The organism is Cytobacillus oceanisediminis (assembly GCF_007830235.1).
Classification (GTDB): domain Bacteria; phylum Bacillota; class Bacilli; order Bacillales; family Cytobacillaceae; genus Cytobacillus; species Cytobacillus oceanisediminis.
The window spans coordinates 196491-213152 of sequence record NZ_VLKI01000008.1; the positions used below are offsets into that span (position 1 = coordinate 196491).

A 16662-nucleotide genomic window follows, 5' to 3' on the forward strand; every position below is an offset into this window, starting at 1 on the left:
TCAAGGGCATTCAGACGATACTGAAAAACAACACGAAAAAAGATGCAGAACAGGAACTAAAGCAATACACATTGGAAACCACCGCAACCTCATTCTTTTTAATAGTATAATATAGACTTTCGTTTTATCATGTAAGATTTCCAGGCAATGCTCAGATACACCAGGAGAATAAGCCAAACTCAATCTCTTTCATTTTCGATTAATACCTTCGAATTAATCTCCAGTTTCCCTTTGAAATATTTAGGCAGGGCTTAGGATTCTTCTCTTAGGCTAATCTTGTTCATGGCATCTCCTTTTGAATGATGGTCTTACTGTTCATCTTTGGCCAGGACATTCGTCGATTTTAATCGATTAGTCGGATGAAACAACGACTTTTAAGGGATTAAGGCAACTTAACCCCTTGAAAAGTCAACCTAGCTAGCTATCATTTGCTTTTCCTGCTTCACCTTCCGCTTTCTGATGAATTGGCTCGCAATCACGATGACGGCACCGATCACACCAATTATATCCGTCAGCGTACCCGGCTTAATCAAGAGCAAGGCAACAACGAGTGCAATCCCCTGTTCAAACCAATTTAAATGGGTTAAGAAATACTTCTGCAGCGCTACACCTAACGCGATAATCCCGATTGTAGCCGTCAACACGGCTAAGATGACATTTCCAAATTGCAAGGAATCACCGGAAAGAAGTAAAATCGGAGAGAACGCAAACATCATCGGTACCAGATATCCCGCTGCCCCTAATTTTAATCCTGTCATTGATACTTCATTCGGCGAGGCATCGGCAATCCCAGCCGCCGTGAACGAGGCCAAGGCTACCGGCGGAGTCAAATTCGATAGGACAGCATAGTAAAGAACGAACATATGGGCGGCAATCGGGAGAACTCCCAATTCGGTTAAGGCCGGAGCAACTACCGTGGCCGCGGTAATATAACAAGCGGCGGTAGGCAATCCCATTCCTAAAATGATGCAGGCGATCATACCCAACAGCAGGGTAAAGAATAGGTTTCCGCCAGCGATTTTAACGATGTTGGAAGCGAGCATTGTCCCTACTCCCGTCATGGAAGAGACTCCTACGATAATCCCTACAATGGCGCAAGCAATCGCAGAGGAAAGCGACATGATGGCACCATTTCGGAGAGCGACAATTATTTTGGCGATGGACAGTCGTGTTTCTTTTCGGAGAGAACTGACGACGATAGTGGCCACGATTCCCCAGAATCCGGCAAACAAAGGCGTGCGTCCGGTCACCAATAAATAGATGACAAAGACGATCGGAAAGATGAGATGCCCTTTCTCTTTGATAATGGTTTTAAATTTGGGGAGCTCTTCCTTCGGAAGTCCCTTCAGACCCGTTTTCCTTGCTTCCAAATCCAGCATCACCCAGAGGGCAAGATAATATAAAAGAGCAGGTATTAAGGCTGCTGTAATAATCTTTAAATAAGGAATTCCCAAAATTTCCGACATAATGAAGGCTGAAGAAGCCATAATCGGCGGCATAATCGAACCGCCGCTGGAGGCTACGGCTTCTACAGCACCTGCAAAACGAGGCTTATAGCCTATTCGCTTCATTAAGGGAATCGTGATCGTACCCGTAGTAGCCACATTGGCGACTGCGCTTCCACTGATGGAGCCCATCAAGGCGCTTCCCAGTACCGCCACTTTACCTGGTCCTCCTACTCGGTGGCCGGCAGCTGCTAGCGATAGGTCATTAAAGAATTCGGAAGATTTATTTTCTCCCAAAAAAGCGCCGAATAGGATGAAGACAAAGATGAACGTGGCGGAAACGCCCAGTACAATACCAAAGATTCCGGTTTCTGTAAAGTACATTTGATAGATAATTCTTTCCGTTGAAAAAGGAACAATCTTAAATCCGCCTGGAAACAAATTGCCGAACTTGGCATAAACCAAGAAAATGATCGATAAAATGACGAGAGGAATGCCTACCGTTCGCCGGCAAGCTTCGAATAATAAGAGGATGCCGAGTCCAGCGATGGATAGGTCGACTGCTGTTGCTGTTCTCCCGGTTGTCGCGAAATCGTTGTAAGAGACAAACATATACATGGCCACAAAGCTGCCTAATAAGGCAAGTATAACGTCCAGTATACTTGGCCTCTCTTTGTTGGTCCCTTTTTGATAAGGGAATAAGATAAAAATCAATAAAAACACAAAGGCTAAGTGGGCTGCTCTCAGCTGTATCGATAACATCGTTCCGTAGCTGTTGTAATAAATATGGAAAAGGCCCATAAATACGCAAATCAAAGTGACCGCTGCGGCCCATCGACCCTTGATGATGGAGCCTGGGACTTCAATTCGATCCATATTGTCATAGATGTCTTTCATGATTTTTTTCATATTGTCCACCACCATTTCTTCTATGCTTATACTAAGTAATCAGACACAATCAGGAAGATGCAGGTTCGATTGTGCCTGGGTACTAAACTGATTACTTCTTCCAGAGTCCCTTTTCTTCCAGATACTGTTTCGTTCCTTCGTGGAATTCAATCTGGATCCCTTTTGTTGCCGTTTCCGCTCGAATATGTTGCGCTGCTTTGTGGGCATTTTCTAGAGTTGCAACATTTTCAAAGATTGTTTTAGTCAAATCATAGATTACTTCTTTATCCATATCGCTAGAAGTAACCAAGACAGCCGGATAACCAGGAGCGACAACTTCTTCATTCAGGTTAGGATAAATTCCTGGCTCGATCGTATAAGCCGTAAACAGGGGGTATTCCTTCGAAAGCTTGACCATTTCTTCTTCCGTAAAGGATAGAATATGGAAATCGCCTGTCGCCATTAAGTCGGCGATCGCGGATCCAGGAGGTGCGGAGTTAAACAAGCCGCCGGCCACTTGCTTGTTTTTCATTGCTTCTGCAGCCTCTTCATAATTGACATATACCGGTTCCATGTTCTTCTTTGTTCCGTATTCATCTCGGTAGAATAATCCCATGGAAGCCAAAATCGCATGCGCATCCAGTTCCGTTCCGCTCCGAGCCGCACCCACGACAAACTTTTTGCCTTTTAAATCTTCAAAGCTTTTGATGTCTTTTTGCACGACGATGTGCTGCAAGCTTGGCCACATGCTCGTAATAGCACGAACATTTTCGTACTTATTCTCCTTAAACTCCCCTTCGCCAAAGAAAGCATCATTCGTTACCGCCGCAGTCAGGATTCCCACCTGCGCTTCATTTGACCTTAAAAGTCCGATATTATCGACAGATCCCCCGGTAGACATTGCCGAAGAAGTCACATAATCCAGCTTATCACTAAGCAGTTGTCCCATCGCCACGCCAACAGGATAGTATGTCCCTCCAGTATTTCCTGTCGCTATTTTGATGAATGCCTCAGGCTTGCTGTCGCCTTGCGCCACTCCATTCTGATTGGTTTCGTTGCTTGCGCATGCACTAAGTATTCCTGTAACTAAAGAAAAAGTTAATAACAAAGATATACCTTTTTTTAGCACCCTATTGACCTCCTGTTTTTTATTTGATAATTTTTCGGCAAAGGAAACGATTCTTCACTACCTCTTCCCGCTTTGAATGCGCTTACAGTTAAGATCTAACTTCTTTGTGTCTTAACTTTAACAAAACTAAACCGAAGATTTGATAGAATATCTTCTACAAGTGTTGTGATTTTTTATTATAAATAATTAATTCCAATTTTTTGAAATAGTATGTTTCTTTACCACGTCCCAATCAATCTCCAAGCCTAAGCCCGGAGCTTCAGGGACTTCTACATATCCATCGACCACTTGGTGAACGCAATGCGGACCCACAAACAGCTCGGATAAAAACGTCTGCAGATAATGATCTCTGGAGAAGTACTCCATAAACGGTGCATTGGAAACGGCAGCTATCAGCGAAACATGAATCTCCTGTACGGCGTGATTCACACAAGGCATATTCCACGCTCGGGCCATGGAAGCGACTTTCATCCACTCCGAGATACCGCCGACCCGAGTCACATCCGGCTGGACCACATGAACTGCCTTATGGGTGATCAGATCCTTAAATCCAAATTTGGTATATTCATTTTCACCCGCAGCAATCGGAATCGGGCTGCGTTGGGTCAGCTGGATGAAGCCATCGATATCATCTGGAGCCACAGGCTCTTCCAACCAGTAAATATCATAATCTTGCACTCTATTGGCAAAATTCAAGGCTGAGCTGAAATCCCATGCCTCATTGGCATCCACTAATAGGCAAACCTCATTTCCGATCGCTTTTCGGACGGACTCCACCCTTTTGGCATCCTTGTAGACATCTCTTCCTACCTTCATCTTCACAACCTTAAACCCTTGATCTACATAACTCATCATCTCATCGATCAGACGGTTGGTATCATTTTTATCGTCAGTATAAAAGCCGCCGCTGGCATAGACCTTGACTTTATTGGAATATCCGCCAAGCAACTTGTATAACGGAATGTCGGCCTTTTTGCCCAATAGATCCCACATGGCGATGTCCATCCCGCTGATGGCTCTAATGGCCGCGCCTTTGCGCCCAAACCTTGTCGTCCCTTTATACATCTTTTCCCAAAGTCGTTCAATCCGCAAGGGATCCTGTTGGAGTACGATCGGCTTTAAACTTTTGTCAATGATATCTTTAATGATGACGGCTTCACTGCCAGAAGCCACGCCTAAACCCGTTAGGAATCCGACGCCGGTGATTCCTTCATCGGTTTGAATTTCAATCAGAATGACATCTCTGCCTGCAATTTTTCTCGCCGCGTCATTAATTTTTTCTTTAAAAGGGCTGTACAGCAAGGTCGTTTTTACATCGGTAATTTTCATGTGTCCGTCTCCTTCACTTTACTATATAGCTTTTCGAATCAATTCCTCCAGGTTCTTTGCTGTTGGAATCCTTGGGTTATTGCGAATCAAGCGGTCTATTTTCAGCGTTTTCTCCACGATTTCCGGGATATTCTCTTCTTTAATACCAATCTGCGACAGTTTAGTAGGCAATCCGATTGCCGCAAGCAGCCCAAACACGGCATCCCGAGCAGCCATTGCAGCTTCGCTCTCCGACAGGCCATTTGTATCAACGCCAAAGGCTTGAGCAATTCTTTTCATTTTTTTCTTTTCTACCTGGGCATTAAACTCCATCACGTATGGCAATAGCAGCCCCGTCACTTCCCCATGGGGTGACTTGACTAGCCCGCCTATCGGATAAGCTAAGGCATGCGCAGTCGCGGTACCCGCATTGGAGAAGGCCATCCCCGCCATTAAACTGCCCAATAGCATTTTGGATCGTGCTTCTACATTGCTTCCTTGCTGAACTGCAAGGGTCAGATTCTCAGCAATCAGCTTAATTGCTTCATGAGCGAGCGTATCGCTGATCGGAATTGAGCCTTGAAACAAAAGCTTTCCTTTCGTTTGAATATAGGCGGATGGCTTGGCCGTATACGCCTCGATTGCATGGGATAAGGCATCAATGCCCGAACAAGCGGTAACATAAGCGGGCAAGCCTACGGTTAGTTCCGGATCAAGGAGCGCTACGGTCGCTCTCAAGTAATTATCAGAAATGCCCACCTTCAGGTTGTTTTTCACATCAGTCAATACGGCTACCGATGTGACTTCCGATCCAGTTCCGGCTGTCGTTGGAATCGCTATCAATGGAGCGATTGGACCAGGGACCTGGTTTTCTCCACCGTAATAGTCTAAGGGGTGCCCTCCATGCGCCACCAATAAGGCGACAATCTTCGCCATGTCAATGCTGCTTCCCCCACCCAGGCCAATGACAATATCCGTATCCATTTGCGATTTGGCAAATCCGCAGCAATCCATTGCTGATTCCACAGGCGGCTCAGGCACCACTTGATCATAGACAACTACTTTGTAGTCCTTCAGCATCGAAAGTACACGATCCAAAATGCCTGCATTCTTGATTCCCGGATCGGTGATTAGCAAGATATTCTTCGCATTGAATTTTTGCAGAATCCCATCCAGCTTCTCAATGGCTCCATTACCAAAATCAATTTGCTGCGTAGAAAAAAATTCCCATACCTTCCTCATATTCAGCCGCTCCTATGCTTATAGATTGATGACAACCAATTTTTCATCAGTCATTTCCTGAACCGTAAAGTGAGGCCCTTCTTTCCCGATTCCGCTGTCCTTTACTCCTCCGTAAGGCATAACATCCGCACGGTACGTAGACACATCGTTGATGATAACCCCGCCGAAATGTAATTCCTGTGCAGCACGCATGGCCAATGAAAGGTTCGAAGTGAATAATCCTGCTTGCAATCCCATATTGGAATCGTTGGCCTTTCGGAATACTTCTTCGATATCATCAAATGCAAAAATGCTAATGACCGGAGCAAAGACTTCCTGGCAAACAACCTTCATGTCGTCCGTCACACTTGCCAGAATGGTAGGATAAAGGAGGGAGCCGTTCCGCTGGCCTCCAGACACGACCTTAGCCCCTTGTGCAACCGCCTCCATAATCCATTCCTCTGCTCTTTTCGCTTCCTCCTCCGAGATCATCGGCCCAATATCCGTCGTTGGCTCTTCCGGATTTCCCACCTTCAGGGATTGGGCAATCTTCACCGCTTGCTCCATAAATCGATCATAGACTTCACGATGAACATAAACACGCTGGACGGAAATGCACGCTTGACCCGCATTGGAGAAACCTCGCGTGACGCATAGCTCGGCTGCCTTATCGAAATCCGGGGCATCATTGTGGACGATGTTAGGGGAATTGTTCCCCAATTCCAATGCCACTTTGCGAATGCCCGTTTTGCTTTTGATATGTCTGCCTATGCCCGGACTTCCAGTAAAGGTGAACATGGCAATCCGCTCATCTTCCAATAAGTATTCGCCTGTCTCTCTTCCCGAACCATTGACTAAGTTAAGGAAACCTGGAGGCAAACCGGCTTCTTGAAAGATGTCCACCATTTTGCAGGCAATAATCGGCGTAACCTGAGTCGGCTTCAGTACCACCGTATTTCCAGCAGCAATTGCCGGTCCGACTTTGTGGGCCGTTAGGTTGAAAGGGAAGTTGAAAGGAGTGATGGCACCAATCACCCCTACGGGAACTCGAAGCGTAAAGGCCATCCGATTTTCCTTGCCTCCAAGCCCTAAGGGGATGCCCCTACCAGCAATCCGCTTGGCCTCCTCTGCGGAGGCGATGAAGGTCTGAATTCCACGATTGATTTCTGCACGGGCGTCCTTGAGCACTTTGCCTGCTTCGCAGACTAGAATATGAGCCAGTTCTTCTTTCCGCTGCTTCACGATTTCCGCTACCTTCATTAAGATGTCATAACGTTCAGTCTCACTCAGCTTTTTGGTTTGAAAGGTGGATTGGGAATTGGCTACGGCCTGCGAAACGACTTCTTTGGAGGCTTTCCCAATGCTTGCTATCTGCTTACCTGTATACTTGTGGAATACGGGAATCGCATCCTCACTTTGGATCCATTCTCCATTGATAAAATGTCCATATGTTTCCATTTTGTTCCTCCTTGAATAGGGTGATTATGAATTGCTGCACTCCCCGCTGCTATGTGGCAAATGGATCATAGTTATGATACCTATCATGATGAATAATGTCGGAAATCAGATAATTGTAGATCTCATCTACGATTTCAATCCCATGCTGCTCGCTTTCCAGCTCCCTGGCTTGACTTCCCTGCCCCGGGTACAGAACCTGATCAAATCCGGGAGCCGGCTTCATATTGTTGAGATCTCCCATGGTCTGCGAGATATTTTGCTCAAACGTTTCCAAATCCGTAAAGAAAGCGGGATTGATCACGATATGAAGCTGACCCAGGTCTCGCCCTTGAGTGAGATCTCCATATAAAGGGGTAACCCGGCTGCCAAATGGCAGACCCAACAGAACTCCGGATAACACGTCCACCATCATGGCCAACCCGAATCCTTTGGCTCCTGCAATCGGATTTAGCCCAGTGACCTTAAAGGGATCGGCCGTTGAATTGCCGTGCTGATCCACTGCCCAAGTTTCTGGAATCGACTCAAGCTTGGAGCGTGCATCCAGGATTTTTCCCCACGGCTTCACCGTCGTCGCCATATCAAACGTGATCATTTTCCCGTCTTTTCCAGGTGCGGCAAAAGCGATCGGATTGGTTCCATAATAAGGCTCCGTACCACCGTATGGAACTGCCATAGGATCGGCTTGGCAAACTGAGATGCCGATCATTTCCACTTCCGCCGCTTGCTGGACGAAGTAGGAAAGCGCCCCGCTGTGCGATATCTTTTTTACTCCGACCACGGCAATTCCCGTTTCTTTCGCTATCCGAATGGCTTCATCCATCGCTTTTTTGGCGGCGACTTGACCTGGACCGTTATCGCCATGAAAAACGGCAGCGCTTGGCCCTATCTTTTCAATCGCATATTGGGGATGGGCATTGATACCGCCGCGGCAAATCCTTTCGCAATAATATTCCACCCGAATGGCCCCATGGGAATGGACGCCTCTGGCATCGGCAAACACTAGCACATCGGCTACGATTCCCGCTTGATCGAAAGGAAGGCCGGCTTGGGTCAGTTTGTTTTCGATTAAATGCTTTAATTTCTCTTTAGTGACCTTCAAAAGGATCCCCCTCTAAACAAATTTCACTTCTTGTTCACAACTCTACCAAACTCAAATCAAAATTTTGATAGAATTTCTTCCATGAATCTTATGATTTTTCATAATAAAAACAAAATTTAGAATATTTTAATGATTGCACGCTTTAGCTGTCAAAAAAAAACCTCCTATGAATGGTCATAGGAGGTGGTGGCATTACTTTCCAAAAGGATAAAAAAGAACTTGGTTCTCTTCCGTATTTATATTATCCTTGGTAACCAAGGTGAATTCCGTATAAATGTATTTTTCTAATTCCTCACCATTGACCGCATCTACGGCCTTCTTTACGCCAAGGTATCCCATTTTGAAATAATTCTGCACGACAAGTCCCTTGATAATTCCTTGTTCGAGGAACGTGATATGCTCTTTGGAACTGCCAAAACCAACCACCATAACTTGATTCTGGAGTCCTTTCTCATGTACGGCCACCGCCGCTAATGTGGTCGACATATCATTAATCGCTAAAATCCCTTTCATTTCCCTATTTGGCGAGAGGAGACCTTGCAGGGCATCCAGTCGATTTCGGTCACTCGGATTCCTTATTTCCAAACCAGGGTATTTTGCGATTTCCTCGCGAAATCCCTTTTCCCGGCTCGATTCATATGTTTTCCCAGTATCGAAGTCGAAGAGCGCCACCTTCCCGCTCTTTCCTATCCAGTCCGCCATGTAATTCGCTGCTGCAGCCCCAGCCCGCCCATTATCACTTCCGATATGACTGTAGGGTTTGTCCGAATCGACTCTAGAATTGATCGTCACGACAGGGATTCCCGCATCGACAGCTTTCTCGACCACCTCAGTTAATGCGGTTTGATTAACTGGAGCCAAGATGATAGCCGCTACCTTCTTATTGATGGCTTCTTCTACCATGGCGATTTGCTCAGATATATCGTTTTCCCCGCTCGGGGTCATGAACTCTACATTCAACCATAATTCCTCCGCTGCTTTGCCTGCACCCAATTGAAGCATTTTGACAAAATCATAGTTATTGGAACAAACGATAAATGAAATCGTCTCATTATAGGATAAATTCCGGTCCCTTCCGCTGGATCCGTTTTCATTAAATGTGCATCCACCTAAAAGCAGGGCAATCAGCAGCATCCAAATATATCTTTTGTAGGAATTCCCCATACCCTCATCCTTATCCTTGGTCAGACATAAAATTGGTCACTGGAATCGCAATGGTGACAACCGTTCCTTGATTTGGAGTGCTGTCAAACGAAATGTCATAATCATCTCCATAGTAGAGGTCCAGACGCTCTTTGACATTCCGGACGCCTACGCCGCTTCCACGCTTGGATGTACCCTCTTTTTCCAAAAAAATATTCCTAAGCTGCTGTTCATCCATTCCTACTCCATTGTCGATTACCTGAAGGATCACCTGGCCCTGATCCTGTTTTCCGACAATGTGTATAAACCCTTTTCCATCTTTATTCTTGATGCCATGATAGATCGCATTCTCTACGAGAGGCTGCAAAATAAGCTTGATAATCTTCACATTAATCATTTCGGAGTCAATCTCGATCATATAATCCAGCTTGCTTTTGTATCTCATTTTTTGAATCACGAGGTAATTCCTCACATGTTCAATCTCATCTTGAATGGGAATCGCATCTTTTCCTTTATTCAAGCTGATTCGGAACAGCTTTGCCAATGAAGAGGTCATTTCGACCACTTCATCATTCTTCTTGAATTCAGCCATCCATATTATGGACTCCAGCGTATTATATAGAAAATGCGGATTGATTTGTGCTTGCAGGGCTTTTAATTCACTTTTTCTGATTCTTCTTTGTTCATCCAAAATTTGGTTCATTAATTCTTTTATTTTTCTCGTCATTAAGTTAAAAGATAGGCTAAGTCGCCCGACTTCATTTTTGGACCGAGTATCCACCTTGATATCAAAGTTGCCATTCTCCACTTGCTTCATCGATTTTTCAAGCTGCTTGATCGGATTGGAGATCCAGGTTGAAAGGGCAATCGCAACCAGACCTGCAAGGAAGATGCTGATTAAAATCATGGTGAAAATGAAATCTTGGATTTCCCTTTCATCTATAATTATGTCTTTCATATCGTTAACGCTTACAATTTTCCATCCCGTGAGTTCCGAGTTGGCAACGGTATAGATTTTTCTTTCTCCCTTTTCCTTGATTATGAAGCTTCTTCCCGGCATTTGCAGAATTTGCTTCATCTTTTCCTTTTTCAATTGACTGTAGATACTTTGCTGTTCCGGATGAAACACAATTTTTCCATTATGATCTACAATAAATACATACCCTTTATCACCTAATTTCACCCGGCTGCAGATTTCCTCCAATATCTGATAATTCAGGTCAATCAGCAAAACGCCTTTTTTCTCCCGGCCGTCCATGCTTTGCAGTTCCCTGCTTAAGGATACCACCCAGCGAGGATTTTCCACGATCGTATTGACATGGGACGGTGTGAAAACCACTTTCCCATCGGCATGCTGCGCTTTCCTATACCATTCGAAGTCCTGAGGCTTGATGTACGATTTTATTTTTTGGTCGGGATTGCTGCTGACTATTTTTCCGTCGTATCCAAAAATGAAGATCGAAACAATATCATTCCTTATGGTGCCAAGGGATTGGAAAAGCTCCTTCATGCCTTCTTCTTCGTCCATGCCCCTTTTAGGTTGTTCATCGGAAGAAAAATAGGATTGAACCTTGCCGTTGGACTGGATGACATACGAAATATCATCCATCTGGCGAATATAATAATCGATATTCTCCTTGACCTGTTTGGTCAGCTGAAAATTATATTCTTCCACATTTTCTTTTAAAGTGTTTGTATATTTCTGGTAGGAAACCAATCCTATGATCAGAATGATGCACAGAATGAGCAAGCTAAAGGATAAAGCAATATGAAACTGAATGCTATTCAAATAATAACTTATACGAACCTTCCATACCCTGTAAATGTTTAATCCCCTCCAGGCTTCGATACAGATTCCGTTACAATCGAACGAAATTCTGTCGGAGACAAGCCAATTTGCTTCTTGAATACAGTGCTGAAGTAGTACTGGTCATTATACCCTACCATCTCTGCAATTTCATAGGCTTTGTAATCGGATATTTTCAGCAGTTTCTTTGCTTCTTCCATCCGGACCTTCGATAAATACTCTCCGAAGGTCATGTTCATTTCCTTCTTGAATAGGATGCTGAAATAGCTGGTGCTTACATGCAGATAATTACAAATGGAAGTGAGGGTCAAATTCTTGTCCGAAAAGTGTTCGAGTATATAATTTTTGGTCTGTTCCATATACTGCTTGCTCGTGTGGTCCCTTCTTTGGGAGATACACTCATTCACCTTCCAACTGATCTCCTTCAGCCAGTCTTTTATCTGAGCCAGGGTGCGGTGGTTGAGCAATTCATCAATGGTCAAAAAAGATTCATCCCAGATTTGCTTTGGCTTCATTCCCAGTTCATAGAGGGTCTTATTCAATATCACAATCAATTCCATAATGTATAGCTTGCTGCGGTCTATGTCAGCTTGCTGCAATTCAAAAAATATTTTCTCTATTAATTGGTGGGTTTCCTCTATCTTTCCTACTTTTAAGCTTGTCATTAGCTTCTTTTCCAGTTCAACCGGTTGGTTAAAGGAATCTGTCCTGTTTTCCAAATCGGAGATAAAAAGGATTTGGCCGTTTCCCAGCAAAAAGCGATAGTCAAGGGCCGATAAGGCCTCTTCATAGGAAGCAGGCAAGTCTTGCAATTGAGCAACCGGATTGCCTGCTCCAATGGAAACGGGAGCCTTTAATTTTTCGCTGATGATCTGTTTAAGCGGTTCCGTCGCCCGGAACACTTCCTCTTGAAAGCTCTCTTTGCTCCTGCACGCCATAATCATAACGGTTTCGCCATGCGTATTGGCAAAAACGATTTTCCCCTTGTCTTCGTTATAATGGCGGGAGCAGACATCCGTTAGCGCGTACTGATACAACTGAATCTCGTCCGGATGTAGCCCTTCTCGGTTTAATTTAATCAGGAGAGCCGCATATGGCGGTTCAGCCAAGCTCAGGGAAAAGTTGTCACACTTGTTGCGGATCTGATCCTCGGGCATGGAAAAATAGATTAGTTCATTCAAAAACCGTTCTCTTAAAATGGGCAGATTCTCTTGGACTTGCTTTTTCAAGCTGTCTAAATACTTCGTTTCCCTCTCTTCTTGATCGAGTTTCTCTTTCACTTTGGAAAGAAGAGACTTCAGTTCATTAGGGGTAATCGGCTTCAATATATAATCAAGCACGCCCATTTTCAGGGCACTTTGCGCATATTCAAATTCATCATAGCCACTCAAAATTATCACCTTGGTAGGGGAGGAAATTCTCTTGATCTCCTGGGTCAACTCAATCCCATCCATGATGGGCATGCATATATCCGTAATCATGACATCAACCGTGCCTCTTTTGAAAAGCTCCAAAGCTTCCTTGCCATTCCCAGCTACTCCGACTAATTCAAACCCTAATTCATCCCATGGCATAAAGGTGCTGATGCCTTCGCTGATAATATCTTCGTCATCCACAATGATCACTTTATACACTTTTTCAACCTCCTCACCAATCGAAAATTTCCTTATCATACCTCTCTGCAATGCTTCCTTCATGGGCTAATTATTAGAAAATCAAAAGGAGGGGGGGGATTCCCCCTCACATTATCCTAGCTTTTTCTATGAATCATTAATAGTTCTTTTCCTTCTTGCACAATCTCTTCGTGCTGATTATACACCTTGTGGCTTCGTACAATGATCCCTCGGTCCGGCTTGCTAGTCTCTTTCTTTTCAATAATTTCCATTTTGACATGGACGGTATCTCCTATAAATACCGGCTTTTTGAACGACCAGTCTTGAACCCCCATGAAAGCCATAATCGCAAGATCCGGTTGGGGAAGATAGAATCCTAACCCTTGCTGGATGGACATAATGAGCAGCCCATGCGCAATTCTTTGGCCAAATGCACTATTTTTCATAAATTCGGCATCCATATGCAATTGATTGAAATCACCCGTCAAGCAGGCAAAATTGACCACATCTCCTTCAGTTATCGTTCTTCCCTCGGAAACCGTGATTTCTCCAAGTTCAATTTCATCAAAATACCTTTGCTCCACTTGAATCGCCATCCGTATTTCCCTCCTATGGGTTTATCTCATCACATTCGCCTTGCCCACTACGACTCTTTCCTCCTCACGAAGAATAGAAACCTCTACCTCTTCTTTGGAAACCGTTTTTTCCAAGCGTATTTGAAACGTTTCGTTAACCTTGACAGGCTTGAGGAAGGTCAGCTCCAAATCTCCGGATTGGTTCCATTGCTCAAATTGATTTGACAATTCCTGTTCGATGAATGCCTGTAGAAACAACCCATGAACTAACGGCTTTTCGAAAGGAGTGGTACTGGCATATTCGGGATCGGTATGAATTTTCCCCGTTCCGGAACTGGCCTCTGCAAATAAATTTAAATGCTCTTGATTGATTTGATACACATCACTTTCATAACAGTCAGCCTTCACCTTTCTCACCCACTCCCTTTTTTTGAGCAAACGCCCATAATTGCGTTGTTGTTTGCCTGCAGTATAAATGATATCCTTTAAAGAAAGAAGTTTCATGGACCAAATAGTCTCTGCCCTTTTTCTCATACTTTGCCTTGACAACTACCTTTACATCAAAAGCATCACCGGCAGCCACTTCATGAAAGTATTGCATCTTTTGCTTCAGATGTATGGTGCCCTGAGCGACCCTGCCGCCGAAGGCATCATACCAAGGCTTGTAAATCGCCAAGATAGATGATGGGACAGGTTGGCTTTGGCCAGCCCCAAGCCCTAGGGATTTGCAGTAATTTTCTACTAGATTTTCAGTCACAATAAATTTGGAAGTAAAGACATCACCGACGGATAGCGCATCATAGCTAAACTCTTTCATCATGCCATCAACCTCCTAACCTATTTTAATAAGATTCAACTCTTTTAATTTGAATAAAGCGTCTACGATACGGACTCCTTGTCCTTCTTCCATAACCATGACCGGGTTCATATCCACTTCTTCCAGCTGATCCCCTGACTCTTGAATCATTTGCGAGAAGGAGATAATCGTCCGGCATAAGGCGTCTACATCCAGCTTGGCTTTACCTCTTACCCCATTTAGCAGCGGGGCCATCGCTAAGGAATCGACCGCTTGCTTCGCCATATCATAAGTAACCGGAGGCACGAGCAATCGGAAATCTTTTATCACTTCTATATAAATCCCGCCAGAAGCCACCATGATCACCGGTCCAAAAATCGGATCTTTCTTCAAACCTAACGAGATTTCAAAACCCTCTTGCACCATTTCCTGCACGAGAATGCCTTCGATCTGGTCTCTGTCTACCACTTGCAGACTGTTCTGGAGAATGCTTTCGTAAGCCTCTCTTAATTCATCAGCATTTTGAATGTTTAGCCTGACACCCCCGCTTTCCGTTTTATGTTGGATAAACTCGGATGATACTTTCATCACAACAGGATACCCGAAGGCGTTGGCCAGCTCCGCTGCTTCGTCCGCACTGTTGGCTAACCCCTCTTTTGTAACGGGCAGCGACCACTTCTTTAGAATTCGCTTGCTGTTATACTCGCTCAAAAAGCCATTGGACGAATCGCGGGCATATGAGTCTAAGGAAATCGGTTTCGCTGTTTCATTAACCGTACTATTTTCAATATCCCGTCGGCTGCGGAGTTGGTAGTCGGCAAATTTTGCAACACCTTTGATCATCAAGGTTGGATCGGGAAACGCCGGAATCCCTTTTTCTCCGAAGGCCTCAATGACCCCTTTCTCTGAAGCCACCCAGGAAACCGCCAGCATTTTATCCCCTTCTTTACTCGCTTTGGCGATATCGTTAATCATTCCCGCAATATCATATCCTTTTCCGATCCCGCTAAAAGCGACGAGGATGATATCGATCTGGCTGTCTTCCATTAAGATCGGGAAAGCATTGGAAAGCAATTGTTTGTCGTTCAACAGCTGGGCCGTTAAATCGATCGGATTTTCCGTAGCGGCAAATTCAGGGAGGATCGTATCCAGCTTAGATAGCGTCTCTTCCGAAAACTGGGCAATTTCCAACCCCAGTTCTTTGCATTTATCAACCATCATGACGCCTAATCCGCCCGAATTGGTTAGAATGGCGACTTTTTTCCCTTGGATTTTTTTATCCAGTTCAAAAATTTGCGGAAACGTACTCAACTCCATTATGTCATCCACTCGAACGATCCCATACTGCTGACAGATGGCATCAAACACGATATCTTCGCCAGCAAGCGCTCCGGTATGGGAACTTGCTGCTTTTTTGGCTTCATCTGACTTCCCCGGCTTTAAGGCCAAGATCGGCTTTTTCAATTGACGGGCTTTTTTGGCAGCTTCTATTAAGAGCTCGCCATCTTTTACATCTTCAAAATAAGCTTGAACTACCTTTATATCGGGATCATCCACAATATAGTGAACGAGCTCCTGCACATTCACATCAGATTCATTGCCTGTGGCAATCCAGTATTTCACGCCCCTGCCGTAATCCTTTTGGATATTGTAAGCCATAGCAGCTACAGCGCCGCTTTGGCTTATGGTCGCCGTGGATCCGTAGGCCAGCTTTTCATCGGCAAAAGAAGTAGAAAAAGAAGTCGTGCTTCTTGTCTTCAAGTTAGAAATCCCCTGGCAGTTCGGTCCGACGATTCGCATGGTTGAAGTCTTTGCTATCTCGCTGATCTGTTCCTGAATCTTCCTTCCTTCTTCTCCAAGTTCGGCAAAACCTGAACTAAAAATAATGCAAGCCTTCACTTTCTTTTGCACGCACTCATTCAATGTTTTGATCACATGCTTGGCAGAAATGGCAATTAATACGAGATCCACTTCACCTGGAATATCAAAAAGGGAGCTATAGCTGCGATGCCCCTGTACCTCTTCATACTTAGGGTTGATCGGGTAAACCTTTCCGGAATAACCATACGTATTGAGGTAATGGATGGACCTACCGCTGATTTTGTTCGGATCCGTGGAGGCCCCAATGATGGCAATGCTGTTGGGATTTAACAAGGCATCTAAACCAGGATTTTGCATAT

Annotated in this window: 13 protein-coding genes and 1 pseudogene; all 14 read right to left on the bottom strand. The window is 44.7% G+C overall.

Going from position 1 to position 16662, the window contains the following annotated elements; all coding sequences use genetic code 11:
- Window positions 1-70: 70 nt before the first annotated feature.
- A pseudogene (locus IQ19_RS28560) lies at window positions 71-248 on the bottom strand (NAD-dependent malic enzyme); the annotation flags it as partial.
- Between the two features lie 165 nt (window positions 249-413).
- Window positions 414-2354 (bottom strand): TRAP transporter permease, encoded by a 1941-nt coding sequence (locus IQ19_RS15195; protein ID WP_158638817.1) that lies wholly within the window; start codon window positions 2352-2354, stop codon window positions 414-416.
- 91 nt (window positions 2355-2445) lie between these two features.
- Window positions 2446-3462, bottom strand: coding sequence for a TAXI family TRAP transporter solute-binding subunit (locus tag IQ19_RS15200; RefSeq protein ID WP_158638818.1), 1017 nt, complete (start codon window positions 3460-3462; stop codon window positions 2446-2448).
- 186 nt (window positions 3463-3648) lie between these two features.
- Window positions 3649-4791 carry a mandelate racemase/muconate lactonizing enzyme family protein gene (locus IQ19_RS15205; RefSeq protein WP_144543224.1) on the bottom strand — a complete coding sequence of 381 codons (1143 nt, stop codon included), beginning with the start codon at window positions 4789-4791 and terminating at the stop codon, window positions 3649-3651.
- Window positions 4792-4812: 21 nt separating this feature from the next.
- On the bottom strand, window positions 4813-6012 hold the full coding sequence (locus IQ19_RS15210) for a hydroxyacid-oxoacid transhydrogenase (protein ID WP_144543225.1): 1200 nt from the start codon (window positions 6010-6012) through the stop codon (window positions 4813-4815).
- 18 nt (window positions 6013-6030) lie between these two features.
- Window positions 6031-7449 (bottom strand): aldehyde dehydrogenase family protein, encoded by a 1419-nt coding sequence (locus IQ19_RS15215; protein WP_144543226.1) that lies wholly within the window; start codon window positions 7447-7449, stop codon window positions 6031-6033.
- Between the two features lie 49 nt (window positions 7450-7498).
- Window positions 7499-8548: an ureidoglycolate dehydrogenase gene (allD, locus tag IQ19_RS15220; RefSeq protein ID WP_144543227.1), complete on the bottom strand. Its 1050-nt coding sequence runs from the start codon at window positions 8546-8548 to the stop codon at window positions 7499-7501.
- Between the two features lie 192 nt (window positions 8549-8740).
- Window positions 8741-9712 (bottom strand): substrate-binding domain-containing protein, encoded by a 972-nt coding sequence (locus IQ19_RS15225; RefSeq protein ID WP_144543228.1) that lies wholly within the window; start codon window positions 9710-9712, stop codon window positions 8741-8743.
- Between the two features lie 10 nt (window positions 9713-9722).
- The gene (locus IQ19_RS15230) at window positions 9723-11480 is read right to left on the bottom strand and encodes a cache domain-containing sensor histidine kinase (protein ID WP_144543229.1); all 1758 of its coding nucleotides are present in this window, start codon (window positions 11478-11480) and stop codon (window positions 9723-9725) included.
- A gap of 38 nt (window positions 11481-11518) precedes the next feature.
- Window positions 11519-13132 carry a response regulator transcription factor gene (locus IQ19_RS15235; protein WP_158638820.1) on the bottom strand — a complete coding sequence of 538 codons (1614 nt, stop codon included), beginning with the start codon at window positions 13130-13132 and terminating at the stop codon, window positions 11519-11521.
- Between the two features lie 116 nt (window positions 13133-13248).
- Window positions 13249-13707, bottom strand: a complete 459-nt coding sequence (locus tag IQ19_RS15240; RefSeq protein ID WP_144543231.1) for a MaoC/PaaZ C-terminal domain-containing protein — start codon at window positions 13705-13707, stop codon at window positions 13249-13251.
- Window positions 13708-13728: 21 nt separating this feature from the next.
- Window positions 13729-14094 carry a MaoC family dehydratase gene (locus IQ19_RS15245; protein ID WP_158638822.1) on the bottom strand — a complete coding sequence of 122 codons (366 nt, stop codon included), beginning with the start codon at window positions 14092-14094 and terminating at the stop codon, window positions 13729-13731.
- On the bottom strand, window positions 14084-14506 hold the full coding sequence (locus IQ19_RS27785; protein WP_158638824.1) for a hypothetical protein: 423 nt from the start codon (window positions 14504-14506) through the stop codon (window positions 14084-14086). Before IQ19_RS27785 ends, IQ19_RS15245 begins: the two co-directional genes overlap by 11 nt.
- Before the next feature lie 12 nt (window positions 14507-14518).
- A complete protein-coding gene (locus IQ19_RS15250) occupies window positions 14519-16660 on the bottom strand; it encodes an acetate--CoA ligase family protein (protein WP_144543233.1) in 2142 nt (713 codons plus the stop codon).
- Window positions 16661-16662: the final 2 nt, after the last annotated feature.